Annotated in this window: 24 protein-coding genes and 1 pseudogene; 17 read left to right on the forward strand and 8 right to left on the reverse strand. The window is 43.2% G+C overall.

Features of this window, described 5'->3' with window-relative positions:
* The first annotated feature begins 57 nt into the window (after positions 1–57).
* From EXT47_RS02170 to glpG, 4 genes are all read left to right on the forward strand, one after another.
* Complete coding sequence (locus EXT47_RS02170; protein WP_010374617.1) at positions 58–1254, forward strand: glycine C-acetyltransferase; 1197 nt, start codon at positions 58–60, stop codon at positions 1252–1254.
* Between the two features lie 43 nt (positions 1255–1297).
* On the forward strand, positions 1298–2323 hold the full coding sequence (tdh, locus tag EXT47_RS02175; RefSeq protein ID WP_130125797.1) for an L-threonine 3-dehydrogenase: 1026 nt from the start codon (positions 1298–1300) through the stop codon (positions 2321–2323).
* A 104-nt stretch (positions 2324–2427) separates the two neighbouring features.
* The gene (gene glpE / locus EXT47_RS02180; RefSeq protein ID WP_130125798.1) at positions 2428–2745 is read left to right on the forward strand and encodes a thiosulfate sulfurtransferase GlpE; all 318 of its coding nucleotides are present in this window, start codon (positions 2428–2430) and stop codon (positions 2743–2745) included.
* On the forward strand, positions 2742–3569 hold the full coding sequence (glpG, locus tag EXT47_RS02185; protein WP_130125799.1) for a rhomboid family intramembrane serine protease GlpG: 828 nt from the start codon (positions 2742–2744) through the stop codon (positions 3567–3569). Before glpE ends, glpG begins: the two co-directional genes overlap by 4 nt.
* Positions 3570–3622: 53 nt before the next feature.
* On the opposite strand, the gene EXT47_RS02190 is transcribed toward glpG, so the two are convergent.
* Positions 3623–4018 (reverse strand): flagellar basal body-associated protein FliL, encoded by a 396-nt coding sequence (locus tag EXT47_RS02190; protein WP_039491379.1) that lies wholly within the window; start codon positions 4016–4018, stop codon positions 3623–3625.
* Positions 4019–4175: 157 nt separating this feature from the next.
* Between EXT47_RS02190 and EXT47_RS02195 the strand changes: the two genes are divergently transcribed.
* Entirely contained in the window at positions 4176–4703 is a 528-nt protein-coding gene (locus EXT47_RS02195) for a chorismate lyase (protein WP_240701582.1), read from the forward strand.
* Positions 4696–5559, forward strand: a complete 864-nt coding sequence (ubiA, locus tag EXT47_RS02200; RefSeq protein WP_130125801.1) for a 4-hydroxybenzoate octaprenyltransferase — start codon at positions 4696–4698, stop codon at positions 5557–5559. The genes EXT47_RS02195 and ubiA overlap by 8 nt, the downstream gene beginning before the upstream one ends.
* Before the next feature lie 56 nt (positions 5560–5615).
* On the opposite strand, the gene EXT47_RS02205 is transcribed toward ubiA, so the two are convergent.
* The 3 genes from EXT47_RS02205 to EXT47_RS02215 form a co-directional block, all read right to left on the reverse strand.
* Positions 5616–6518 (reverse strand): LysR family transcriptional regulator, encoded by a 903-nt coding sequence (locus EXT47_RS02205; protein WP_045988224.1) that lies wholly within the window; start codon positions 6516–6518, stop codon positions 5616–5618.
* 108 nt (positions 6519–6626) lie between these two features.
* Positions 6627–8150, reverse strand: coding sequence for a DUF3369 domain-containing protein (locus tag EXT47_RS02210; RefSeq protein ID WP_039491371.1), 1524 nt, complete (start codon positions 8148–8150; stop codon positions 6627–6629).
* 58 nt (positions 8151–8208) lie between these two features.
* Complete coding sequence (locus tag EXT47_RS02215) at positions 8209–8607, reverse strand: DUF2721 domain-containing protein (protein WP_010374626.1); 399 nt, start codon at positions 8605–8607, stop codon at positions 8209–8211.
* A gap of 109 nt (positions 8608–8716) precedes the next feature.
* Here EXT47_RS02215 and EXT47_RS02220 point away from each other — a divergent pair, with 109 nt between their 5' ends.
* The 3 genes from EXT47_RS02220 to tsaD are packed head-to-tail and all read left to right on the forward strand — an operon-like array spanning position 8717 to position 10704.
* A complete protein-coding gene (locus EXT47_RS02220) occupies positions 8717–9064 on the forward strand; it encodes a DUF2007 domain-containing protein (RefSeq protein ID WP_010607629.1) in 348 nt (115 codons plus the stop codon).
* Entirely contained in the window at positions 9048–9641 is a 594-nt protein-coding gene (locus tag EXT47_RS02225; protein WP_010374628.1) for a YjaG family protein, read from the forward strand. The genes EXT47_RS02220 and EXT47_RS02225 overlap by 17 nt, the downstream gene beginning before the upstream one ends.
* Positions 9642–9690: 49 nt before the next feature.
* Positions 9691–10704, forward strand: coding sequence for a tRNA (adenosine(37)-N6)-threonylcarbamoyltransferase complex transferase subunit TsaD (gene tsaD, locus EXT47_RS02230; protein ID WP_010607631.1), 1014 nt, complete (start codon positions 9691–9693; stop codon positions 10702–10704).
* On the opposite strand, the gene plsY is transcribed toward tsaD, so the two are convergent.
* A complete protein-coding gene (gene plsY, locus EXT47_RS02235; RefSeq protein ID WP_130125802.1) occupies positions 10701–11291 on the reverse strand; it encodes a glycerol-3-phosphate 1-O-acyltransferase PlsY in 591 nt (196 codons plus the stop codon). The two genes, tsaD and plsY, sit on opposite strands and share 4 nt — an antisense overlap.
* Before the next feature lie 124 nt (positions 11292–11415).
* Here plsY and folB point away from each other — a divergent pair, with 124 nt between their 5' ends.
* The 3 genes from folB to EXT47_RS02250 are packed head-to-tail and all read left to right on the forward strand — an operon-like array spanning position 11416 to position 13059.
* Positions 11416–11766 carry a dihydroneopterin aldolase gene (folB, locus tag EXT47_RS02240; protein ID WP_017216518.1) on the forward strand — a complete coding sequence of 117 codons (351 nt, stop codon included), beginning with the start codon at positions 11416–11418 and terminating at the stop codon, positions 11764–11766.
* Positions 11767–11773: 7 nt separating this feature from the next.
* Positions 11774–12262 (forward strand): 2-amino-4-hydroxy-6-hydroxymethyldihydropteridine diphosphokinase, encoded by a 489-nt coding sequence (gene folK, locus EXT47_RS02245; RefSeq protein ID WP_039491361.1) that lies wholly within the window; start codon positions 11774–11776, stop codon positions 12260–12262.
* Positions 12259–13059: an undecaprenyl-diphosphate phosphatase gene (locus EXT47_RS02250; RefSeq protein WP_010607635.1), complete on the forward strand. Its 801-nt coding sequence runs from the start codon at positions 12259–12261 to the stop codon at positions 13057–13059. The genes folK and EXT47_RS02250 overlap by 4 nt, the downstream gene beginning before the upstream one ends.
* 383 nt (positions 13060–13442) lie before the next feature.
* Here EXT47_RS02250 and EXT47_RS02260 read toward each other — a convergent pair whose 3' ends face one another.
* Complete coding sequence (locus EXT47_RS02260; protein WP_039491358.1) at positions 13443–14399, reverse strand: methylenetetrahydrofolate reductase; 957 nt, start codon at positions 14397–14399, stop codon at positions 13443–13445.
* Positions 14400–14669: 270 nt separating this feature from the next.
* On the opposite strand from EXT47_RS02260, the gene EXT47_RS02265 reads away from it, so the two are divergent.
* Positions 14670–17546, forward strand: a complete 2877-nt coding sequence (locus EXT47_RS02265) for a pitrilysin family protein (protein ID WP_130125803.1) — start codon at positions 14670–14672, stop codon at positions 17544–17546.
* Between the two features lie 75 nt (positions 17547–17621).
* On the opposite strand, the gene EXT47_RS02270 is transcribed toward EXT47_RS02265, so the two are convergent.
* Positions 17622–18029 (reverse strand): diacylglycerol kinase, encoded by a 408-nt coding sequence (locus EXT47_RS02270; protein WP_010374636.1) that lies wholly within the window; start codon positions 18027–18029, stop codon positions 17622–17624.
* Between the two features lie 243 nt (positions 18030–18272).
* On the opposite strand from EXT47_RS02270, the gene cysE reads away from it, so the two are divergent.
* The gene (gene cysE, locus EXT47_RS02275) at positions 18273–19094 is read left to right on the forward strand and encodes a serine O-acetyltransferase (RefSeq protein ID WP_045987778.1); all 822 of its coding nucleotides are present in this window, start codon (positions 18273–18275) and stop codon (positions 19092–19094) included.
* A gap of 49 nt (positions 19095–19143) precedes the next feature.
* On the opposite strand, the gene xseA is transcribed toward cysE, so the two are convergent.
* Entirely contained in the window at positions 19144–20481 is a 1338-nt protein-coding gene (gene xseA, locus EXT47_RS02280; protein ID WP_130125804.1) for an exodeoxyribonuclease VII large subunit, read from the reverse strand.
* 131 nt (positions 20482–20612) lie between these two features.
* On the opposite strand from xseA, the gene guaB reads away from it, so the two are divergent.
* The 3 genes and pseudogenes from guaB to EXT47_RS02295 all read left to right on the forward strand — a co-directional run.
* On the forward strand, positions 20613–22082 hold the full coding sequence (gene guaB / locus EXT47_RS02285) for an IMP dehydrogenase (RefSeq protein WP_130125805.1): 1470 nt from the start codon (positions 20613–20615) through the stop codon (positions 22080–22082).
* 105 nt (positions 22083–22187) lie between these two features.
* Positions 22188–23762 (forward strand): glutamine-hydrolyzing GMP synthase, encoded by a 1575-nt coding sequence (gene guaA / locus EXT47_RS02290; RefSeq protein ID WP_045987776.1) that lies wholly within the window; start codon positions 22188–22190, stop codon positions 23760–23762.
* Positions 23763–23919: 157 nt separating this feature from the next.
* A pseudogene (locus tag EXT47_RS02295) lies at positions 23920–24216 on the forward strand (group II intron maturase-specific domain-containing protein); the annotation flags it as partial.
* Positions 24217–24269: the final 53 nt, after the last annotated feature.

Consider the following 24269-nt stretch of genomic DNA (forward strand, 5'->3'; position numbering starts at 1 on the left):
AACCGCCTATGGCGATACGTAGCTTACTATCACCGTGCAAAAAATGGAGACTCCCAGATGAGAGCATCGGCCTTCTACAGCCAGCTTCAGCAACAAATTGAAGAAGTAAAAGCTGAAGGATTATATAAAAAAGAGCGTATTATCACTTCTCAGCAGCAAGCTGAAATTGCAGTATCGACTGGCGAAAGTGTAATTAACTTCTGTGCAAACAATTATCTAGGTTTGGCGAACCACCCAGAGCTCATTAAAGCGGCGCAGGGTGGCCTTGATGACCATGGTTTTGGTGTCGCGTCGGTGCGTTTTATCTGTGGTACGCAAGATATTCACAAAACGCTTGAAGCAAAGATCAGTGAATTTCTAGAAACAGAAGATACTATCCTTTACTCTTCATGCTTTGACGCCAATGCTGGTTTATTCGAAACTATCTTAGGCCCTGAAGATGCAATTATCTCGGACTCATTAAATCACGCTTCTATCATTGATGGTGTGCGTTTATGTAAAGCTAAGCGTTTCCGCTATGCTAACAACGATATGGCTGATCTTGAGCAGCAGTTAATAGCTGCTGATGAAGCTGGTGTGAAAACCAAGCTTATCGCCACCGATGGCGTATTCTCAATGGATGGCGTTATTTGTAACTTAAAAGCGGTTTGTGACTTAGCGGACAAGTATGACGCATTAGTGATGGTTGATGATTCACATGCGGTGGGCTTTGTTGGCGAAAATGGCCGCGGAACACCGGAATACTGTGGTGTATTAGACCGAGTGGATATCATTACAGGAACGCTTGGTAAAGCACTTGGCGGTGCATCGGGCGGTTACACCTCTGGTAAGAAAGAAATCGTAGAGTGGTTACGTCAGCGTTCACGCCCTTATTTATTCTCAAACTCGCTAGCGCCTTCAATTGTTACTGCTTCAATCAAAGTACTAGACATGATGAAAGAAGGCGATGCTCTACGTGCTAAACTATGGGATAACGCAGCGTACTTCCGTACTAAGATGGAAGCTGTTGGTTTTACTTGTGCGGGTAAAGATCACGCGATTATTCCGGTTATGTTAGGCGATGCCAAAGTGGCCTCAGAAATGGCTGACAGACTGCTAGCTGAAGGGATCTATGTGATCGGTTTCTCTTATCCTGTCGTGCCAAAAGGTCAAGCTAGGATCAGAACACAAATTTCAGCTGCGCATACGACTGAGCAGCTAGACAAAGCAATCGAAGCCTTTACCCGTATTGGTAAAGACCTAGGCGTCATTTAATTTTGCCACCGGCTTAAGCCGGTGCAGCTAACGAGCGAATACTATGAAAGCATTATCCAAGTTGAAAGCTGAAGAAGGAATTTGGATGACGGATGTGCCAAAACCGGAAGTAGGGCACAACGATCTATTGATCAAAATCCGTAAAACAGCAATTTGTGGTACCGACGTACACATCTACAAATGGGATGAGTGGGCACAAAACACGATCCCAACTCCAATGGTTGTGGGACACGAATACGTAGGTGAAGTGGTCGATATGGGCCAAGAGGTACGTGGTTTTAGCATTGGCGACAGAGTCTCTGGTGAAGGTCATATCACATGTGGTCATTGTCGTAATTGTCGTGCTGGTCGCGTTCACCTATGTCGTAACACCATTGGGGTAGGCGTTAACCGCGAAGGTTCATTTGCAGAATACCTAGTTATTCCTGCTTATAATGCGTTTAAGATCCCTGACAACATTTCTGACGAACTCGCTTCTATCTTCGACCCATTCGGTAATGCAGTGCACACCGCATTGTCGTTTGACTTGGTTGGTGAAGACGTCCTCATTACTGGTGCGGGCCCAATTGGTATTATGGCTGCGGCAGTGGCGAAACACGTCGGTGCGCGTCATGTGGTTATCACAGATGTAAACGAATATCGCCTTGAACTTGCCACTAAAATGGGTGCTACGCGAGCAGTAAATGTTGCCAGTGAAAGCCTCGAAACGGTGATGAAAGATCTTGGTATGACAGAAGGGTTCGATGTTGGGCTTGAAATGTCAGGTGTTCCTTCTGCATTTAAAGGCATGTTAAACAGCATGAACCATGGTGGTAAGATTGCAATGCTGGGCATTCCACCTTCTGACATGGCGGTGGATTGGAACCAAGTGATCTTCAAGGGTCTAGTGATCAAGGGGATTTACGGCCGTGAAATGTTTGAAACTTGGTACAAAATGGCAAGTTTGATCCAGTCAGGTTTAAACCTTGACCCAATCATTACACACAAGTTCCATGTTGATGACTTCCAGACTGGCTTTGATACGATGATTTCAGGGCAATCAGGTAAAGTTATTCTGAATTGGGATTAATGCTCAACTTTGCTTAGTGCATGTATGAGTAGTTATAATAGAAAGACGGCTAGGTCGATAAGGCTTGAGCCGTCTTTTATTTTTTAGTTTTTAATGGGTAACACATGTCTTTTAAACATATTTCAGTAGCAGACACACTGGCGCTTTTAGGCAAAGATGATGTTGTGGTAGCAGACATTCGCGATGAAAATACCTTTTCACAAGGGCATATTCCTGGCGCCGAACATTTATCTAACGCTAATCTTGCGCATTTCATGCAGGAGAAAGAGTTTGACCAACCTATTGTTGTGGTGTGTTATCACGGGATCTCCTCACAAGGCGCAGCTAACTACCTAGTTGAGCAAGGCTTTGAAGATGTTTACAGTATGGATGGCGGTTTTACGCAGTGGGCAAGTGAATTGCCAAATGAGATTGAAAAGTGAAGTTAATAGCCCATTATCACAATGCACGACTAGCTCAAGGTGCGGTCGATTATTTTAAGACGCAAGAGGTTTATTGTGTTTTGCAAAGTCACGATGGGCAACAAGTTGAAGTTTGGCTAGAGCGTGGTGATGAAGCGCTTGCTATGCGTCTTTGGCAAACGTTTTTGGAGCAACCAGAGGCAGAGTTATATCAAGCGGCTTCTTGGCAAACAGGAAGTACACAAGGGTTATTTAGCTACCAAGGCCAAAACTTAAACTTAGTAAAGCGCTTTTTGGGATTGAACGGGTTATTACAGGGCGTTTTTGGTGTCAGTATTACTATTTTTGTTGCCATGTTGTTTGGTGACGCTAATGGCATCTTTTCTGCGCTACGTTTCTCCCTAGATAAACCTTGGACTTGGATAGCGCCTACACTCATACATTTTAGCGCCATACATTTGATTTTTAATTTAAGCTGGTGGTTGCACCTTGGCGCGCAAATTTCAGAGAAACTAGGTCTCTGGGCATTAGTTTGCATCTACTTTGTAACCGGCTTAACCAGTAATTTTATGCAGTTCCTATTCGTTGACGCTAATTTTGGTGGACTAAGTGGTGTGGTCTACGGACTACTAGGCTTTTGCTGGGTAATTGGTCATCGAAACCCAGCAGGAGCGGCTTTGGTCTCTAAGCCTGTTATTGGTTTTATGCTGCTTTGGATGCTGTTTGGATTTACGGATATGTTTTTCATCAACATGGCTAACTGGGCGCATTTGTTCGGATTGCTATCAGGTATGTTGGTTGCGGTATTTTGGCCTATCAACAGGCAACGCAAAGAGAATGGCTAGTTACTTCGAACTCGGGATCTAGCGCTTCCGAGTTCTTGTATGAGTTGGTTCGTTTAGTGATATAAATATTTGGTAAAAAGCACATCTCGAACAATTTCCTGCCCAGTTTCTTCTTTTAACAGTGTCTTTAGCTTTTCAGCACAGCGCTTTCTGATTTCTTCTCTGCCAGTTAATGACTTAATGGTTTCTTCATTTTCTTTACTCAGGATCTGTACGATTGCATCTCTTAGTAAAGGAGTATGGTGTTCAACCACGGCAATATTTGCAACGTCATTTAACATTAGGTCAACGGTAACACGGACATAACCGAGTTTTTTGTTGGACTGGCCTATGTAGTTTGTGATGATATCTGGCTCAAATCCGTAATACCCAATAGTTGAGTCCGCTTTTACAGGGGAAGCCGTGGTTAATGCAATGCATAATGTGAGTACAACAGCCAACAGTCTCATGTTTAATTAGGTATCCTAATACAAATTACTTTTTACTTAGTTTATACATAATTGCGTTGATTTTACAGGTAGCTTCAATACAAACATAAACTTTTTAGAAAGCCTCTGCTCTGCTATTATGACCGCGGATTTTTAAAACGGAAATAGAACGTTGCCTTTGCAATTACCCTTAGAGCTCCCTTGGCTGAAGAACACACAGTTGGTGGATGTTGAGCCAGCACTTTCTCCTTATTTACTAGAGACCCAATCTCTAACCGCAAAATTGAAAGAAACTTGTGATAAATTTTCTGTGACTGTGCTTGCTAATGAGTTCAGGAGCGCTCCAGATGCGTTACGTACAGAGCTTTCTGAACAGGTTTGGTGCCGAGAAGTAACGTTAAATTGTAACGGTAAAGCAGCTGTATTTGGACAAAGTTGGCTCAATGAGGACGCATGTACTGTAGGCATGGATGCAATCGGTGAGACACCTTTGGGTGAGTTACTGTTTACTGATTCAAATTGGCAGCGCGGAACCCTTGAGTTTCTTCGCTTATCTACTGCCGACTATCCGGCCCTGATTGAACTTATTGCACCCACTACTGGCGTCGCCCCAGAGCGTTTATTTGCTAGAAGAAGCTGGTTTAAAAACGACAAAGCAAAGATTTTAGTTTGTGAAGTCTTTATATCGGAAAGCTTTTATGATTGACCACCAGAAATGGCAGGCTTACAGCCAACTTATGCGATTAGACAAGCCAATCGGGACTTTACTATTATTGTGGCCAACGCTTTGGTCACTGTGGTTTGCAGCTGAAGGTGTTCCAAGTATTTGGCTTATTGTAATCTTTGCTCTGGGTGTATTAGTAATGCGCAGTGCGGGTTGTGTTATCAATGATTTTGCTGATCGCAAGGTTGATGGGGCTGTAAAGCGTACGGCGACAAGACCGCTTGCAAGGGGCGCTGTAACGAGTAAAGAAGCGCTAGGCCTATTTGCTATTTTGGTCGCGGTGGCTTTTATTTTGGTGCTTTTTTTAAATTGGCAAACCATTGTATTATCGCTTGGCGCGCTTGCGTTAGCCTCTGTTTATCCTTTCATGAAACGTTATACAAACTTACCTCAACTCGTACTTGGGGCTGCCTTTAGCTGGGCAATACCGATGGCTTTTATGGCAGTAAATCAAAATGTGCCAGTGCTTGCTTGGGTATTGTTTGTTGCGAATTTAATATGGACGGTCGCTTATGACACTATGTACGCCATGGTAGATAGGGATGATGATTTGAAGATAGGGGTCAAGTCTACTGCGATTTTATTCGGCAAATGGGATCTTCATATTATTGCGTTGCTCAACATCACATTCATTACGATGATGGCGGCAGTTGGTGTAACGTTTGACTTGAATCTCGCTTTTTGGTGCGGCTTACTAGCAGCTTCTGTGCTGCTTATTAGACAACAATATGCCATACGCTACAGAGATAGAGACAGATGTTTTTGGGCTTTTTTAAACAATAACTATGTGGGCTTGGCGATTTTTGTCGGGGTCGTACTGGGCTTTTTACCGCTCTAAAGCGAGTAATTAAAAACGGGCAAGTAATACAGATTATTTGCCCGTCTGTTTAGCAACTAATAAGTTACTGTATGCTTGCTAGATGAAGATGCTGCATCCTCAATTAGCTCAAGCAGATGATTTATATGTGCATTTGAGCCAACTTGGTGATTGGTTTGTACAATCAATTGTTCTCTATCCAAAGCCTTATTGGTTTTTAAGAAAACTAAGTTAGGATCTTGTGCGATAGTTTTGGAATGTTCGATACTCGCAATTGCAAAGCTATTGCTATTCTTCAAACCATCAATTACTTGTTCAATATTACCAATCTTAACGCTCGTTGATTTGTTTAACGAGTCAACGGCTTCATTAAGCATACTTTGTACTTGCTTCGACTGTGAGAAACAGCCATACATAGGGTATTGCGTTAATTCGGCTTTTCTGATGCTGTCTTGATTTGCTAGAGGATGATTTCTCGAAACAAATAAAACTAACTGATCAGGCAGGTGAATATCACTCACTATGCTATTTGCACTTTGTAAATACACGCTGATATCAATCTCACCAAGTTGTAGCTTACGAGTAAGCTCCAACTCATCTTGCAACTGCATTTCGATCTTCACATTAGGGTACTGAGCTAAAAACTGACCGCAAGAAACTGGCACGATGCTGCTAGCTTGAGTCGTATAACCAATAATTAACTTTTGGTTATCACGGCCAAACAAACTTTGCTTAATGGTTTTCTTGGTTAGATCGAGTTCTGATAAGGTTGTTTTGCAATACTTTAAGAACAGCTCACCTTGTTCAGTCAGTTTTACTGAACGTGTTGAGCGTTTAACGAGTTCACAACCTATTTCATCTTCAAGGGTTTGGATGCTTCGAGTAAGCGCTGAAGTACTGATCTGGGTTTGTTCTGCGGCTTGTCTAAAATGTCTTAGATTACCTAATGCTACGAACTGCTCGAGTTGTTCAAATCTCATGTGAAATTCCTTTTAATTTCAACTAAAACACATTTATTACGTCTTTTCCCAATAATAATACACCAATCGGGAAAAAGAAAGTGAAGTTTTTACATTCTGATTACAAAGTTAGTCAGGATACCTGTCACGTATCTCAATAAATTGTTCCAGATTTTTTAGAAAAAGGTCAACCAATTTGGGTTCAAATTGTTTACCACTTTGAGTATTTAGCAAATCTATTACTTTATCTAGTGGCCAAGCGGGCTTATAACACCGCTCACTTCCTAGTGCATCAAAGACATCTGCCAGAGCAGTGATCCTGCCGACAATGTTAATTTGCTCTCCCTTTAAACCCCTAGGATAGCCTGAACCATCCCACTTTTCGTGATGTTGATGTGCGATTAATGCACCACACTGCAAAATCTCATTTGTTGAATTTTTTAAGATTTCAAACCCTTGCTGCGCATGGGTCTGCATAATTATCCATTCTTCATCAGTGAGTTTTCCGGGTTTATTTAAGATTTGATCTGGAATACTGATTTTGCCAATGTCATGGAGTGGAGAGGCGAGTTTGATGATTTCTGCTTGGTAGTGAGAGAGTCCGTAAAGCTGAGCTAAAAGCATACTATAATGTGCCACGCGTTTTACGTGCGAGCCTGTTTCTTTCGAGCGTTTTTCGACGGCTTCACCTAAAATATAAGAAAGCTCTTTTTGAGAATCTTTGACGGTTTCACGCAACTTCAAGTTGTCGTAGGCTAGTGCAATATTGTTTGCAAAAAATTCAAGTAGCTGGAAGTCCATGCTATGAAGTTCGCTGTCCTTACTCACATAAATCATCGTTTCACTCCCTTCTCTAGAAGGGAAATAGCCAATATATTCATTACGGGTTTTGAGCGATGCTTTTTTATTATGTGTTTCTATAAACAGATTTTGTACATTCTCTGGCAAGGTAACATTACTGGGTTCTACGCCGGCCCCTGAGGCTGCAAGCAGTTTAAACTTCGTCGGTTCGTTGGCTTGGTGATTTACCGCAGCTGCGCAATATATCTCCGAATCAGATAATCCCATTACAGCGGATACATGAGATAATATGGTTGATGCGAAATCCTGAATATTGCTACACTTCAAAAAGTTTGAGGATGCATCAATAATGCGTTCAAGTCCCATTTTGTGCTTTTCGATGGTTTGAATATCCCGGTGAGCCCGTAAAGCAGAATAGAGTAGTGTTTTTAGCTTGACGGCAGTGAGCTCGGTTTTGTTCTTATAGTCATTAATATCGTAATCGCGAATGACCGATTCTTCCGGGGCTTCTCCTGGCTGCCCAGTGCGTAGGACAAGGCGAATATCAAAGTTTGCTAAGTCATCGCGGATATATCGCACTAAATCAAGCCCAGCATGATTACTTTCCATTACGACATCAATGAGGCCTACAGAGATATTCTGCTCCGTGTCCAAGATGGCTTTTGCTTCTTGTGCAGAGTAGGCGTGATGAAATCTCAGTGCTTTATTCTCAAATTTAAAGCCAGACAACACCAGTTTAGTCACTTGGTGAATGTCTTCTTCATCATCTACAACCAGAATATCCCAGTAGGTTTCGGCCATTTTATTTGTAGGGCTTTCTAGCACTTCATCTGAGAACAAAAATCCGCTCACAGATTGCTCCTCTTTTTATGCTGACTCAACGTTAGTATAGTCGGCAGTAACAAGGCCGCTAATCTTGTTGAGGTTTTTTCTCGATATTTTGCAATTCTAGTTCGATTGCATCGCAAGAAATGTGGATTTCATAAAGAGAAAGTAGCAATGACAAGGTCAGGCTACACAGACTCGCACCAAACAATGTGACGCCAAGTAAGGATATTTCAAGAAACAGGGCAAACATTGAAGACGTGCAGAGTAAAAATGCGATGACGCCCCATACTTGCATTCGTCTGATCAATCTAATTCGTTTTCTTAAGTTTTCTATTTGTGCTTTAACCAAGGATCTTATGGTGTCGCCTTCTCGGGCGTTTAATTCACGGATCAATTGTGCGAGTACCAAAAAGCGATTGGTGTAAGCGAGTAGCAATAAAGAAATTGCTGGGAATAATAGGCCCGGTGTTGTTAGAGTCATAGTCGTATTTTAATGGAATGGCTTGATGTTTAAGTGTGATGATAATGAATGATTTTATCAAGAAACAAATGAGCACATTGAGTGCTAATTCGATAGTGAAGATAATGCAATGAGTGAACAGTCTTTTCATTGGGTGCAATTGTGCGCTATCAGCGGCTTTGTTGAAGCACATTTACTCAAAGGTCAACTAGAACAAGCGAATATTCAGGTTCGCTTACAAGGTGAGCATTTGTCGGGTGCTATTGGTGAAATTCCAGCAGAGCAAGCTGCCATCAAGCTCTTTGTTTATGCAATAAAGTTACCCGAGGCTCAGGAAATATTGGTAAACTATAACAAATCACGACATCGCAGTGCCGCCGAGCTGTCGGATTGGCTATGTAATCACTGTGCAGAATTAAATGGACCAGCGTTTGAATATTGCTGGCAATGTGGAAATAAGCATGAGCAAAGCAAATAACTTTCAAAGAATTAGAGAGTTAAATTATCTTCAAAAAGCAGTCTTAGGCGCTGCTATTATTGAACGTATGTTGCCAAATTATTCACTATTTAGTGAGGCAACGGGTTTTGGCGACGAGCAAGTACTCAGAAATGCGCTGAATTTAATTTGGGAGAAAATATTACTGCCAAAGAGCAAGATTAGCTTAGAGAAGCTGGTTGAAAAGGTAGAACCAAATGTACCTGAGCTCAGTGAGTTTGATATGTTTGGTACCTATCCCGCAATCGACGTAGCGACAGCGCTGTTAGGCATGTTACAAGGTCTGATGACAAAAGATGAACATGAGTTTGTAAGCGTTGCCAAAATTTCTCAGGCAACGGTAGCTAAATACATCGAGTTTATGTTGATGGCGGAAGATATATCTCCTACGAATGAGTTAGTGCGTGAGCACCCGCAGATGCAGTATGAAATTGAAATCCTCGCTGAGCTTATCGAACATGTGGAAAATATGGGGCGTATTAGCAGCGAATCGGTGAAGTCGCTAAAGGCCTTGGCACTAGCTGACGGCCAAACAAATATTGGTTTGGAACTTGAGTAGTTGATTTCGTATAATCAGCGGCTGCAGTAAAGAGTTTGGAGAAAGTAACTTGCGTATTTTGGGTATAGAATCCTCATGTGATGAGACGGGTATTGCTATTTATGATGATGAGCAAGGGTTGTTGGCACATCAATTATATTCTCAGGTAAAAGTACACGCCGATTATGGTGGGGTAGTGCCTGAACTTGCTTCTCGTGATCATGTACGCAAAACAATTCCTCTTATTGAAGCTGCTTTCGCCCAAGCGGGTTGTGGTCCAGAAGACCTTGATGGCATTGCTTATACCGCAGGGCCGGGTTTGGTCGGTGCTTTGTTGGTTGGCACCTCAATTGGTCGCTCGTTAGCATTTGGTTGGGGGATCCCTGCCGTTGCCGTACATCATATGGAAGGCCATTTGCTTGCTCCTATGCTTGAAGACGATAAACCAGAGTTTCCATTCGTTGCGCTGTTAGTTTCTGGTGGCCATACCATGATGGTCAAAGTCTCAGGTATCGGTGAGTATGAGGTACTTGGTGAGTCAGTAGATGATGCCGCTGGTGAAGCATTTGATAAAACCGCAAAGCTGCTCGGTCTTGATTATCCTGGTGGCCCAATGCTTGCGAAAATGGCGACACAGGGCCAAGCAGGGCGATTTACTTTTCCAAAACCGATGACAGACAGACCTGGTCTGGATTTTAGTTTCAGCGGATTAAAAACCGCAGCGGCAAACACGATCCGTAATGAAGGCGATGATGAGCAAACGAAAGCAGATATTGCCCATGCTTTTCAAACTGCGGTCGTAGAAACGCTAGCGATCAAGTGTAAGCGAGCACTGAAAGAAACAGGCATTAAAAGCCTGGTGATTGCAGGTGGCGTCAGCGCCAATACTGAACTTAGGCAAAAGCTTGAGCGCATGATGCTTGGTATGAAAGGGCGAGTTTATTACCCGCGCACTGAATTTTGTACAGACAATGGGGCGATGATAGCTTATGCAGGAATGCAGCGCCTAAAAGCAGGTCAGCATGCGCCACTTGATATGAAGACTAAACCGCGTTGGCCGCTGGATAGTCTAGAAAAAGTCTAGTCTTTAGACTTTTTCCCCACCTTGGGCTCTTTACCACTCAAGAGCCTTTTAATATTTGCTCTATGACGAATAATAATCACCACAGTTAAAAAGCTTACCGGCACCGTATAAAGCGGTTTTATCCACCATGTGTAAAGTGGAGCAGCTGCGACTGCGACAATCGCTGCGAGTGAAGAGTAGCGCGTTATCGCTAGCACCACGAGCCACGTACTGATCAATAGCCCACCCAATGACAAGCCGATGGGTAATAGCGCACCAAATGCTGTTGCTACTGCTTTACCACCGTTAAAGTGGAAGAAAATAGGATAAATGTGACCTAGGCATGCGCTTACGGCTATTGCACCTAGCCATACAGGCTCTATTTTCAGAAAGTAAGCTCCCCACACCGGGATGGTTCCCTTTAAAATATCGAAGACGAGCACTAGCGCAGCTGGGATCTTTCCTCCCAATCTTAATACATTGGTTGCGCCTGGATTATTAGAACCATTAAAGCGTGGATCTGGTAGATGGAATAACCGACAAACCAGAATCGCTGAGGAAATCGATCCCAATAAATAAGCACATACGCACATTAAACTGATTAACACTGTCTTCCTTATTTTTTATTGCGTTGTTTTGGGCTATGATCGGCGGTCTTAAGTCCTGCACAGATCGCGAATTGCGATTAGAAAATGCGGGTGAATTACAGCGATAAACATGTTTGGAGTTTACATGGATAAAGTCTATATCTCACAGCTACACGTCGAAGCCATAATAGGAGTGTACGACTTTGAAAAAGAAAGTAAACAAAGCCTTTACTTTGATGTTGAGATGTTGACCGATATTAGCGCTGCCGCTCGTCATGACGATATTAATTTGGCGGTTGATTATGCCAAAGTGAGTGAGCGTATTATTGCGCATACCCAAGCAAAACCAGTTGAGCTATTAGAAACTTTAGTTGAACAGCTTGCTGCAATGATCCTAAATGAATTTAATGTACAACAAGTGCTTATAAAAGTGAGTAAACCTGCTGCCGTGCCACAAGCACAAACGGTTGGTGTAGAAATTGTGCGTAAGAAGTAGAATTATCATGGCACAAATTTTTATCAGTCTCGGCTCAAACATAGAAAAAGAAAAAAATTTGCTGAGTGGCTTGAGGGTATTGATAAAACACTTTCCGGATTTTCAACATTCGAGTGTTTTTGAGAGTGAAGCCGTCGGATTTGCAGGAAATAACTTTTATAACTCGGTCTTTGCTGCACAAACACAGCTGTCTTTAGACGAAGTGTATAAACTGCTCAAGTCGATAGAATACGATCATGGTCGTCGCTGTAGTGAAAAGAAGTTTAGTCCACGCACATTAGATCTCGATATTCTCTTTTATGACCACCTTATTTGTTCATCACCTGCTCAGTTGCCTCGGGATGAAATAACCAAAAATGCCTTCGTGCTTCAGCCATTAGCTGAACTAGCTCCTGATTTTATCCATCCTGTTGAGGGTAAAACCATTGCTCAGTTATGGCAGGAGTATCACAACCCAACTCAAAAATTATGGAAAGTGGAGTTTCCCAAGCAATGAGCTTTATTGAGATTGTCGTCCTTGCAATTATTCAAGGTCTCACTGAATTTTTACCTATTTCGAGTTCTGCCCACTTACTGCTACCTTCTCAGGTACTAGGTTGGCAAGATCAGGGCCTTGCCTTTGACGTTGCTGTTCATGTTGGTACTTTGCTGGCTGTCGTTATTTATTTTCGACAAGACATTGTCAGTCTACTGGCAGGATGGTTCAAGTCATTCTCAGGTACGCACTCGAAAGAAAGCCGGCTGACTTGGTGTATTGTGGTTGCCACCATTCCATTCGTGATCTTAGCCCCACTACTTAAAGACATCGTAGAAGTTTACTTACGTAGTGCTTGGGTGATTGCAACATCGACGATAGTATTTGGTTTACTGCTTTGGTACGCCGACGTGAAAGCGAAACAAATCAAAGACGAATTTGCCTTAAACTGGAAAAGCGCGCTGATATTGGGACTTGCGCAAATTACCGCTGTTATTCCCGGCACATCGCGTTCAGGCATTACCATCACCGCAGGTTTATTACTCGGGCTTGATAAGAAAAGTGCGGCGCGCTTTTCGTTTTTAATGTCTATTCCAGTCATTTCTATGATGGGATTGTATTACAGTTTAGAGCTTGCTACCGGCGATGAAGTGGTTGATTGGAATGCGTTATTAAGTGGTGCGGCACTGTCGTTTATCTCGGCTTATGCCTGTATCTTCTTTTTTCTGAAAATCATAGAGCGCATGGGTATGATGCCATTTGTCATTTACCGCTTGTTACTTGGGGTGGGATTAATCGCTTTCTTGAGCCTAAGTTAATCTAGGCTTTGAATAAGTCAGCAAGGTTAACAGAAAAGCCAGCTAGATGAAGCTGGCTATAGGGCCTGTAGGCCTTCGCTGTTTGATTTTTGTTCTTCTGAGTGTGTTTTGGTCGCGACGCTCGACTTGCCGCCTAGTAATCTAGGCAAAAGTTGAGCAACAATGAACAAAGCGCACTCAGGTGAACCCAAAGGGCAGCGCTTGATTGGCATTTCTTCTGTGTTGCCCCACAAGGATGTGGGGTAAGGTGACTTTGCAGGAACACAAAGTCTTTATCGCCAGACTTACATAGAATGACTATGCTACGCAGGCTCTGCCTTGTATAAATACCAATCGAACTGCTGCAAAAACAAACTTGGAAGATCAACAGGCCCTAGACTGCATTAAGCAATTTGCTTTTCCGCAAGGCATAATTCCATGGTCGCCTTCAATAGCCTATAAAGGTTTATTGACGCGTCAATTTCTTCTTTGCGGTTTGTTAAGCTCTCAATATTTAAGCCAAGAGAAATATCTAGATGTGAGCAGCTTTTTAAAATTTGATCTAGATTCTCTCTACAAATACGAATTGACTCACTTAGTGTGTTTTCTGAATCTAACATGCGCCATTTGGTTGCTTCTGGTACTGAGATCCCCAGCCATTCCATAAACTGCAAGGTTTTTTCCCCACCACATGGAGTAAAGGTAAGAATAATGCGCTTTGGTGTTTGCCCTTGCTGTTTACAGGTGCGAGCGTAGCTCGTGATAAGATCTATGGTTGCTTGAGCGTCATACACCGCTTGGGAAACAAAGAATTGGCAGCCTTGCTCTGTTTTATCAATTAACCTTTCGTGTTCATTACGCTTACTGGCGTGGCGCTCTGCGATGGTTACACCACCTAAGAAAAAGTCATCTTGATGATGCTTCAATACCTTATAGGCTTCAGAAAGCGGCAACTTAATATCGCCTTGTGAAGACGGACTGCCCACTAATACTAGATTGTTTAACCCATATTGCTGTTTGGTGCTGCTTAACCAATTGCCAAAAGCTTCACTATCGCGCTGTGCCACACTTTTATACGTAATTACATCAAGGTGTGACAATTCGCGGATCAACTGACTATATTCACACGGATCAACGGTGTGCTTAAAAGGAAATGGACGTGGTACTTGAGTACGGCTGCTTTCATCTTGAATGTCATAGATGATCACGCCGTCGTATTCAATCTCATGTAAACGGCCCAAAAGCTTAGCGGCAATTGATTTTAGCTGCTCTGGGTCGGTGCCAATCTTAGGTGGTGTGGTCCCAATTAAATATACCCCTTGGTTAGGGTCAATGATTTTCTCTTGAAGCGTTAAAGCCATAATCCTCATTCCACAAAAGCATTTCTGTATCTCTTTACTAATATAGCAGCCATTTAGACGTCTAGATAGATTTTTTTAATGAAAGAATTTCAATAATTATGAATTTATCTCAAGCGCTCAAATCAAAATTTCATATTTGTTTACACATTAGGATGGTAAATCACCTTGGAAATTAGCGAATTAGTATGACTTTGGGGCATAATCAGGAGGTTTGCTAACGTAAGTGAACACGACTTACTTAGAATAAAAAATATGATTAGGACCAAATTCATGAAATTCAAATTACTAGCAACCAGCTTTGCCGTAAGCTTAGCGCTTAGTGGCTGCGCAGCGACGAATTCAGACCAAGCTCAACAGTCAGCTGAAAGTACTCAAGCTGCCCAATCCAATAAAGTATTCGCCCAAGATTATGTTTTGGAAGAGCTAGAAAACGGCCTTCGCGTCATGGTAGTTAAAACTAACTATCCTGATGTGGTATCGCTACAAATTCCGGTTTCTGTTGGTTCGCGTAATGAAGTAGAAGCGGGTAAAACCGGCTTTGCTCACTTCTTTGAGCATATGATGTTCAAAGGCTCAGAAAAGTATCCACAAGACGTTTATTCGGACATTTTGAAAAATTCAGGTGTTGATAATCGTGCCTACACCACCAATGATTACACGAACTACCATTTAAATTTCTCAAAGCAGCATTTAGATAAAGTATTAGAAATCGAAGCGGATATCTTTCAAAACCTAACATACAGTGAAGAGCAGTTTCGTACTGAAGCACTAACTGTGAAAGGTGAATACCTTAAAAATAATGCCAGTCCAGTTCGAAAACTGCTTTCTGCGGTAAGAAAAGAAGCGTTTGATAAGCATACCTATAAACACATGACAATGGGCTTTTTTGAAGACATCGAAGCAATGCCAGATCAGATGGCCTATGGTAAAACCTTCTTTGAGCGTTTTTATAAGCCTGAGTATGTATCACTTGTGATCGTAGGTGATGTAGATCCTAAAGCAACTATGGCTATGGTGAAGAAGCATTGGGGTAATTGGAAAAAGGGTGACTACCAAGCCGATATTCCTGTTGAGCCAAAGCAAGACAAAGCGCGTTACGTTCACGAAAAATATGATGGCTTACCGGGTCACTGGTTGCTAGTTTCGTATAAAGGGGCAGCGTGGGAGCCGAAGAAAAAGGACCGAGCGGCACTTGATCTGATCTCACAGCTTTATTTCTCTGAAAACTCAGCGCTGTATCAAGAGCTTGTGGTAGACAAACAGCTTGCAAGCCAAATGTTTACCTATAACCCTGAAACCAAAGACCCTGGTCTTCTACATGTTTTCGTTAAAGTAGAAGATGAAAAAGATTTGGCGACAGTGCGTGATGCAATCAATAACACTTACGCAAAAGCACGCACAGAGCTGGTAGATGAAAATAAACTTGCTGCACTTAAATCAAACCTAAAGTACAGCTTTATTAACGGCCTTGACTCATCACAATCTATTGCTTCGACGCTTGCAAGCTACATGCATTTTGAGCGTGACCCTGAAGTGGTGAATGCACTATACGCAAGTGCTGATAAAGTCACTGCAAAAGATATTCGTGATATTGCCAATAAATACTTTGTGGACAGCAGCCGCACAACGGTGACTATGTCTGCACTTGAGTCTGTCTCTGGTTTTGATAAGGAAGTTAACTTAGACAAGTTAGTGGCAAAAATGGACAAGCCAGTAACGCGTCATTTCAACGTACTAGATAAAACGAATAATTCACCGCTGGTGGATGTGAATTTTCTTTTTTACACAGGTGCTGCTGCCGATCCTGTAGGTAAAAAAGGTCTTGCTGCGCTTACTGCGGCTATGATTGCCAATGGTGGAAGTGAATCGCAATCATACAAAGAAATTCAAAAGGCGCTGTACCCGATCGCTGGTAGCTTTGGTTATCAAATCGATAAAGAAATGATTTCTTTACGTGGTCGTATTCATAAAGACAATGCTGATCAATGGTATGGCATTGTGAGCCAGCAACTACTGAGCCCAGGGTTCAGAGAAGATGATTTTAAACGTCTGAAAAAAGAGCTAATCGACGGCATTAAGGCTGGTTTGAAAGCGTCAAATGATGAAGAGCTTGGTAAAGAAGTGCTTTATCACGAGTTGTACAAAGGCCACCCATACGAAAGCTATAACTTTGGTGATTTATCAGACTTAGAAGCAATCACTTTAGACGACGTTAAGGCTTTTTACGCTCAGCAATTTACTCAAGCTAAACTAAATGTGGGTATCACAGGTGCACTCGATAAACAGCTAAAAGAAGCGATGTTTAACGACCTTGCGGCTTTACCTAAAGGCGAAGAGGCGCGTTTACAAGTGCCAGATGCCCCTAAGCTATCTGGCCATCACGCAACCATCGTAGAAAAGAATGCAAAATCAACAGCGGTGTCTTTTGGTTTCCCAATCGACACGGTTCGTAGCAGCAAAGACTGGGCTGCGCTTTGGTTAGTGCGTTCATACTTTGGTGAGCACCGCAGTTCAAACAGCCACTTGTACCAGCGTATCCGTCAGGTACGTGGTATGAACTATGGTGACTACGCTTATATCGAATACTTCCCACGTGGCATGTTCCAAACTAAGCCAGATGCAAACTTAGGTCGTAGTGAGCAAATTTTCCAGGTGTGGTTACGCCCACTTCGCTCTAATAACGATGCCCATTTTGCAACGCGCACCGCATTGTTTGAACTCGATAAGCTGATCAAAGAAGGGATGAGCAAAGCAGACTTTGAAGCAACACGTAACTTCTTAATCAACTTTGTGCCACAAATGGTGGCGAGCCAAGATAGACAGCTAGGTTATGCACTTGATAGCCAGTTCTACAACACCGATGAATTTGTTGCTTATGTGACAAAGCAGCTAGCGTCGCTGTCTGTTGAAGACATCAATCGAGTTATCAAAGAGAACTTGCAGACCGAAGATATTCACTATGTGTTTATCACTGGTGATGCAAAAGATATGGCGCAGCGCCTAAGTGCTGAGCAGTCATCTCCTATGACTTATAACACGAAAAAGCCAGATGTATTACTGGCAGAAGATGCTGAAATTGCTACATACCCGCTCAATATTCCAAGTAAGAATATTAAAACGTTAGATGTAGAAAAAGTGTTTGAATAACGATTATTCAGCTTAATAAAAATGGCGGCTAAAAATTTAGCCGCCATTTTTATTGTGTCAAAACCACGCGTAATTTTAGGTTATGGTGTTGAACCACTCCACTGCGGCAGCTATCCAAATTAATGAGCTAATTAATAATGTCAGCGTAACGGCCGCTGATGCCATATCTTTTGCACGACCAGATAGTAAGTGATGCTCTGTACTCACTCGATCTGTCAGCGCTTCGATTGCCGAGTTGATAAGTTCTATGACCAATATCAACAGTACACTACCGACCAATAATGCCCACTGAGCAATACTTTGCGCCAATATGATTGATAAAGGAAGACTTGCCACCAGTAACCACGTTTCTTGTCTAAATGCCGACTCTTCTTTATAGGCCGCTTTCATTCCTTTCGCTGAGCAATGCGTTGCTTTGATTATCCGCGCAAGCCCTGTGCCATTTGGTTTGTTGGTATCCGTTGTCTTGATCTTTATCGACATATTAGCGATCCCGCGTTGGTAGTATTCAATGGGGCGTTATTATACGAAGATCTGTTCAGTTCGACAGTGCTAAATTGTAAGAATCTTTGGTCCAACAGAGGGCATTTAAAACCGGACTAAAATATGTTGGTTGGTTATTAGATATAACCAAGTGTTTGAAGCCTGATTTTTTATAATACATGACACTTAATGACTCTAAGCGTTACACTATGAGAAGTATCAGTATTATCGGAAGTTCGTCATATGAGACATGAGATTTGGAATAAGTTACGCGAAGAAGCCAATGAGTTGGTCGCTCGCGAACCATTGCTTGCTAGTCACGTTTACTCGAGTATTTTAAATCACGAGTGTCTTGGTTCTGCATTAAGCTTTATCGTTGCAAATAAGTTGGCGGATGCCGTGGTGTCAGCATTTACAATTCGTGAGTTGTTCGATCAGGCCTTTGTGCACTGCGATACCATGCTGACTCATGTTGCACATGATATAAAAGCCGTTAAAGATCGCGACCCAGCTGCCGATAGTTATCTCAACGTAATTTTAAATCTGAAAGGTTTTCATGCAATCCAAGCACATCGATTGGCATACTGCTTATGGCGTCAAGACAGAAAAGAGCTGGCTCGCTTTATACAGAGCAGAACCTCTGAAGTATTCGGTGTTGACATCCATCCTGCTTGTAAAGTCGGTCATGGTATTATGTTTGACCATGCGACTGGTATAGTCATTGGTGAAACCGCGGTTATTGAAGATAATGTTTCTATTCTGCAATCAGTCACACTTGGTGGTACGGGTAACGAGCAGGGTGACCGTCACCCGAAAATCCGCGCCGGTGTATTGATTGGTGCTGGTGCCAAAGTACTTGGCAACATTGAAGTAGGAGAGGGCGCTCGAATTGGAGCAGGTTCCGTGGTACTCAGCCCTGTTGCACCGCACACTACGGTAGTGGGGATACCAGCTAAGGTGGTTGGTAAGCCATCATGCCCATGCCCTGCAGAGAGTATGAACCAAAACTTCCTCGAAGATGATGATAAGCTTGAAAATGAGTCAATCACTTCAGCGATGTTGTAAGGTTATTAGATTAAAAATGGGGAAATCACTTCCCCATTTTTATATCCGCTTATTGGGTTGCTTTTACCATAGACACCACCTCACCATCAGCCAGTTGTGTGATTATCGGCTTTTCTGGGTCGATATCCGCCACTGACTTAATCACTCTATCTTCCTGCTTGGCAATACTATAGCCTCGAGCTAATACCGCCAGTGGACTGACGCTGTCTAGTTTTGCGCTTGATACCGCGAGTTGGTGTCTTTGCGTGTTAAGCTTTTGCTCCATTGCATACTGCAACTTATCACCGAGTTGTGCGACCAATTGCTTGAACTGAGCGATCCTTTGTTCTGGATGTAATCGATCAAATCTATGCTGCAGCAGATGGAATTGCGATTGCTTTTGACGTAAGTGATGGGCTTGAGCACGAATTAATCGCTGTTCTAACTCATCAACTCGCTGTGTTTGCTGCATAAGTTGATTCTTAGGGTGTTGTAGCTGCAGTCGGGCTTCAAAGTTTGCCAAACGCTGTGATGCACCTTCAAGGCGACGTTTAAAAGCTTGATTGAGATATTGTAGTAACTGCGAAGTACGCAATTTTAGTGCTTCTGAGTCTGGGCTCACTAGTTCAGCGGCCGCCGATGGGGTTGGCGCTCTGACATCGGCAACATAGTCGGAAATGGTAGTATCTATTTCGTGGCCTACTGCGCTTATCACCGGAATTGAGCTGGCAAAAATGGCCCTCGCGACTGATTCCTCGTTAAAGCTCCATAAGTCTTCTAATGAGCCGCCACCTCTGCCAACGATCAATACGTCTACCTCGCGTCTAGCATTCGCCTGAGCGATTTGTTTGCAAATCTGCTGCTTGGCTTCATCGCCTTGCACTAGAGCTGGGTAAATTACAACTTGTAACTGTGGGGCACGACGTTTTAGTACAGTCAAAATATCCTTGATGGCAGCCCCTGTCGCTGAAGTGACGACCCCCACGCGATTAATGACACTTGGCAAAGGTTTTTTGTGACTAGCCGAAAACAGGCCTTCTGCGGCCAGCTGCATTTTAAGGGCGTCAAACTGTTGCTTGAGCAAGCCTTCACCGGCGGGGGCCATTTGCTCGACTATCAATTGATAGTCGCCTCGTGGCTCATACACTGACACTCTAGCTTGTACCATTACCTGCTGACCATTGGCTGGGCGATGGTTACAGTAACGATTATTACCTCGCCACATGGCCGCTTTTATCTGTGCTTTGTCATCTTTTAGAGAAAAATACCAATGCCCTGAGGCCGGAGCAACAAAGTTTGAAATTTCTCCGGTGAGTTGTACAGAGGCAAAACCTTGTTCTAAGAGCGAGCGTATTTCTCTGTTAAGTCTTGATACAGAATAGGTTTTATTATTATTGGGGTATCCCATGTTGGCCTCCATAAAAAATTCACAGTCACTTTATCACATTTTTTGCTAAATTTTATTTACTCCCATAAGGAACGCTGATAAAATTCGCACGCAATTCCTTATACTCAGTTCACTTGAGAGAAGCCGCGAACATGCTAAGAATTGCAAAAGAAGCCCTTACCTTTGACGACGTACTTTTAGTACCAGCTCATTCAACTGTTCTTCCTCACACAGCAAACCTGAAAACGCGTTTGACTCGTGGGATTGAATTAAACTTACCGCTTGTTTCCGCTTCAATGGATACAGTGACAGAAGCGCGCTTAGCGATCGCTCTGGCACAAGAAGGTGGTATTGGTTTTATCCACAAAAACATGACTATCGAAGAACAAGCTCGCAACGTACGTAAAGTTAAGACGTATGAAGCGGGTATTATCTCTTTCCCTGTGACGGTTACTTCTGATCTTACGATTGCAGAAGCAATGGAGCTTGCACAGGACAAAGGGTTCTCAGGTTTCCCGGTTGTTGGTGCAAACAACCAACTTGAAGGGATCGTGACTAGCCGTGATATGCGTTTCGAAACTAAGCTAGAAAAAGCAGTTTCAACGGTCATGACTAAGAAAGATGACTTAGTGACAGTAAAAGAAGGCGCATCTCGTGAAGAGATCCTTGGCCTAATGCACGAACACCGTATCGAAAAAATCTTAGTGGTTGATGATGCATTTGCACTAAAAGGCATGATCACTGTTAAGGATTACCAAAAAGCGCAAGATAAACCAAACGCATGTAAAGATGAGCAAGGCCGTCTTCGTGTTGGTGCTGCTGTTGGTGTTGGTGCTGGTACTGATGAGCGTATTGCAGCTTTGGTTGAAGCGGGTGTTGATGTACTACTAATCGATACTTCTCACGGCCATTCTCAAGGTGTTATTGACCGTGTTAAAGCAACACGCGAAACTTATCCAGAACTACAAATCGTTGCAGGTAACGTAGCAACAGCTGAAGGTGCAATTGCATTGGCTGATGCTGGTGCAGACGCTGTTAAAGTGGGGATCGGCCCTGGCTCTATCTGTACTACTCGTATCGTTACGGGTTGTGGTGTACCACAAATTACTGCTATCTCTGATGCAGTAGAAGGCCTTAAAGGTCGTGATATTCCAGTGATTGCTGACGGTGGTATCCGTTTCTCTGGTGATATCGTAAAAGCGCTAGTTGCTGGTGCTTCATGTGTAATGGTGGGTTCAATGCTAGCGGGTACTGAAGAGTCTCCTGGTGAAGTTGAACTATACCAAGGCCGTTACTACAAGTCTTACCGTGGTATGGGTTCACTTGGTGCGATGAATCAAAAAGAAGGTTCGTCTGACCGTTACTTCCAGAAGAGTGATGCTGCTGACAAACTAGTACCTGAAGGTATCGAAGGTCGCGTAGCATACAAAGGACCAATCGCAACGATTATCCATCAGCAAATCGGTGGTATTCGCAGTGCAATGGGTCTAACAGGTTGTGCAACCATCACTGAATTAAATACTAAGCCGCAGTTTGTACGTGTGACTTCTGCGGGTATGGGTGAGTCTCACGTACATGACGTGCAGATCACCAAAGAGGCACCTAACTACCGTATGGGTTAAGCCTCAAGGCGTGTTTCTGGGCTAGCAAGTTGCTAGCCCTTATTACTTTTGATAGAGACGCAAGGCGGCTTTATCCTGTTTAGTTCCTAACTAACGAGATTATCAATGAGCAAAGATATCCACGATTCCCGAATTTTGATCTTAGACTTTGGTTCGCAATACACTCAGCTAATTGCACGTCGTGTACGTGAAATTGGTGTTTACTGTGAACTTTGGGCTTGGGATGTGACAGAAGAGCAAATCCGTGAGTTCAATCCTCAAGGTATCATTCTATCAGGTGGCCCAGAGTCAACGACGCTTGAAGGTAGCCCAAAAGCACCAGATTACGTATTCGAAGCCGGTGTGCCTGTACTGGGTATCTGTTACGGTATGCAGACGATGGCAATGCAGCTTGGTGGTCAGGTACATAGCTCAGATAAAAAAGAATTCGGCTACGCAAAAGTAGAGAAAGTAGGTGACTGTAAGCTATTCGAAGCGATTGAAGATCACATCGAAGATGGTGCAGGTTTCCTAGACGTGTGGATGAGCCACGGCGATAAAGTTGCTAAAATTCCAGATACATTCAAAACTTCAGCGAAAACGGATACTTGTCCTCATGCGGCAATGTCTTGGGAAGAAAAGCGTTTCTACGGTGTACAGTTCCATCCAGAAGTAACGCACACTCAGCAAGGTTTGCGTTTACTAGAGCGCTTTGCAATTGATATCTGTGGTTGTGAAAAACTATGGACGCCTGAGCAAATCATTGAAGATGCAATTGAGCGTATCAAAGAGAAAGTAGGGGATGACGAAGTTATCCTTGGCTTATCTGGTGGTGTTGATTCATCAGTGGTTGCAATGCTTATTCACCGTGCGATTGGCGATAAGCTAACCTGTGTATTTGTTGATAATGGCCTGCTGCGCTTGAACGAAGGCCAGCAAGTAATGGATATGTTCGGTGATAAGTTTGGTCTGAACATCATCAAAGTAGAAGCTGAAGAGCGTTTCCTTAACGCGCTTAACGGTTTAAACGACCCAGAAGACAAACGTAAAGCAATCGGTCACACATTTATTGAAGTGTTCGATGAGCAAGCCAGCCAGCGCGTAAACGCGAAATGGCTAGCACAAGGTACGATTTACCCTGATGTTATCGAATCGGCTGCATCAAAAACCGGTAAAGCGCATGTGATCAAATCTCACCACAATGTGGGTGGATTACCTGAAGATATGGAGCTTGGTCTGGTTGAGCCACTACGTGAACTATTTAAAGACGAAGTTCGCAAGATTGGCCTAGAGCTTGGTCTGCCGTATGACATGCTTTATCGTCACCCGTTCCCAGGTCCAGGTCTTGGTGTTCGTGTACTTGGCGAAATCAAGAAAGAATACTGTGACCTACTGCGCCGTGCTGATGCTATCTTCATTGAAGAGCTACATAAAGCGGATCTATACCACAAAGTGTCTCAGGCATTTGCCGTGTTCCTACCGGTACGCTCTGTTGGCGTGATGGGCGATGCACGTAAATACGATTGGGTGATCTCACTACGTTGTGTTGAAACTATCGACTTTATGACGGCACGTTGGTCGCATTTACCATACGAGCTACTAGGCCACGTTTCAAATCGTATCATCAATGAAATCGATGGTATTTCTCGCGTGGTTTACGATGTATCAGGTAAGCCGCCAGCGACAATCGAGTGGGAATAAGCTTGGTTGTAAAAACCTAACTTAGCTTTCGTTAGATTAAGAAAAGGCCAGTCAGTATTTCTGACTGGCCTTTTTTATGAATTTTTACTTTCTTAAAAAGCCTTGCGGAGGTATTTGGTTTCTTCGCAGTGATGTTCATCGTGATGCTGGCCTGCTATTTTTTGGTATTGCAAACGCATACCAGCAATGTGTTGACCTAGACCAATGGATAAGACGCAGGATCAGGATGTGTTACTGGCGACAATGGCGAAAACCGAGAACTAAAGTGAGAAACCTGATGAAGCGTGGAGTTCATGTGCAAGCAGCCGTTGCCTGTGGCATCACAAGTAAAGGGCCTTGGCGCAGTTCCAAAACACCCGGTATTCAACAGGCTTTAAGCTTAAATTATCTGAAAAACGAGGGACTATATTCACTCAAAGACGGATGGATAAAAATGCATTACCCAAACGGGTAATCTGTTAGATGAAACGCCCTTTGCGGACCCGCATGCAGGGTGTTGTGGGTGCT

This window comes from Pseudoalteromonas sp. CO342X (assembly GCF_004208915.1).
Classification (GTDB): domain Bacteria; phylum Pseudomonadota; class Gammaproteobacteria; order Enterobacterales; family Alteromonadaceae; genus Pseudoalteromonas; species Pseudoalteromonas maricaloris.

Coding starts and splice junctions, on each gene's coding strand:
- EXT47_RS02260 (WP_039491358.1), bottom strand. CDS start 14,399: ATGGCTTTAACGCTTCAAGAGAAAATCATTGACCCTAACCAAGGGGTA.
- EXT47_RS02190 (WP_039491379.1), bottom strand. CDS start 4,018: ATGAGACTGTTGGCTGTTGTACTCACATTATGCATTGCATTAACCACG.
- EXT47_RS02205 (WP_045988224.1), bottom strand. CDS start 6,518: ATGAGATTTGAACAACTCGAGCAGTTCGTAGCATTAGGTAATCTAAGA.
- guaA (WP_045987776.1), top strand. CDS start 22,188: ATGAGCAAAGATATCCACGATTCCCGAATTTTGATCTTAGACTTTGGT.
- tdh (WP_130125797.1), top strand. CDS start 1,298: ATGAAAGCATTATCCAAGTTGAAAGCTGAAGAAGGAATTTGGATGACG.
- EXT47_RS02250 (WP_010607635.1), top strand. CDS start 12,259: ATGAGCTTTATTGAGATTGTCGTCCTTGCAATTATTCAAGGTCTCACT.
- EXT47_RS02270 (WP_010374636.1), bottom strand. CDS start 18,029: ATGTCGATAAAGATCAAGACAACGGATACCAACAAACCAAATGGCACA.
- EXT47_RS02225 (WP_010374628.1), top strand. CDS start 9,048: ATGAGCAAAGCAAATAACTTTCAAAGAATTAGAGAGTTAAATTATCTT.
- xseA (WP_130125804.1), bottom strand. CDS start 20,481: ATGGGATACCCCAATAATAATAAAACCTATTCTGTATCAAGACTTAAC.
- guaB (WP_130125805.1), top strand. CDS start 20,613: ATGCTAAGAATTGCAAAAGAAGCCCTTACCTTTGACGACGTACTTTTA.
- EXT47_RS02170 (WP_010374617.1), top strand. CDS start 58: ATGAGAGCATCGGCCTTCTACAGCCAGCTTCAGCAACAAATTGAAGAA.
- folK (WP_039491361.1), top strand. CDS start 11,774: ATGGCACAAATTTTTATCAGTCTCGGCTCAAACATAGAAAAAGAAAAA.
- folB (WP_017216518.1), top strand. CDS start 11,416: ATGGATAAAGTCTATATCTCACAGCTACACGTCGAAGCCATAATAGGA.
- glpE (WP_130125798.1), top strand. CDS start 2,428: ATGTCTTTTAAACATATTTCAGTAGCAGACACACTGGCGCTTTTAGGC.
- EXT47_RS02220 (WP_010607629.1), top strand. CDS start 8,717: ATGAGTGAACAGTCTTTTCATTGGGTGCAATTGTGCGCTATCAGCGGC.
- cysE (WP_045987778.1), top strand. CDS start 18,273: ATGAGACATGAGATTTGGAATAAGTTACGCGAAGAAGCCAATGAGTTG.
- ubiA (WP_130125801.1), top strand. CDS start 4,696: ATGATTGACCACCAGAAATGGCAGGCTTACAGCCAACTTATGCGATTA.
- EXT47_RS02265 (WP_130125803.1), top strand. CDS start 14,670: ATGAAATTCAAATTACTAGCAACCAGCTTTGCCGTAAGCTTAGCGCTT.
- EXT47_RS02215 (WP_010374626.1), bottom strand. CDS start 8,607: ATGACTCTAACAACACCGGGCCTATTATTCCCAGCAATTTCTTTATTG.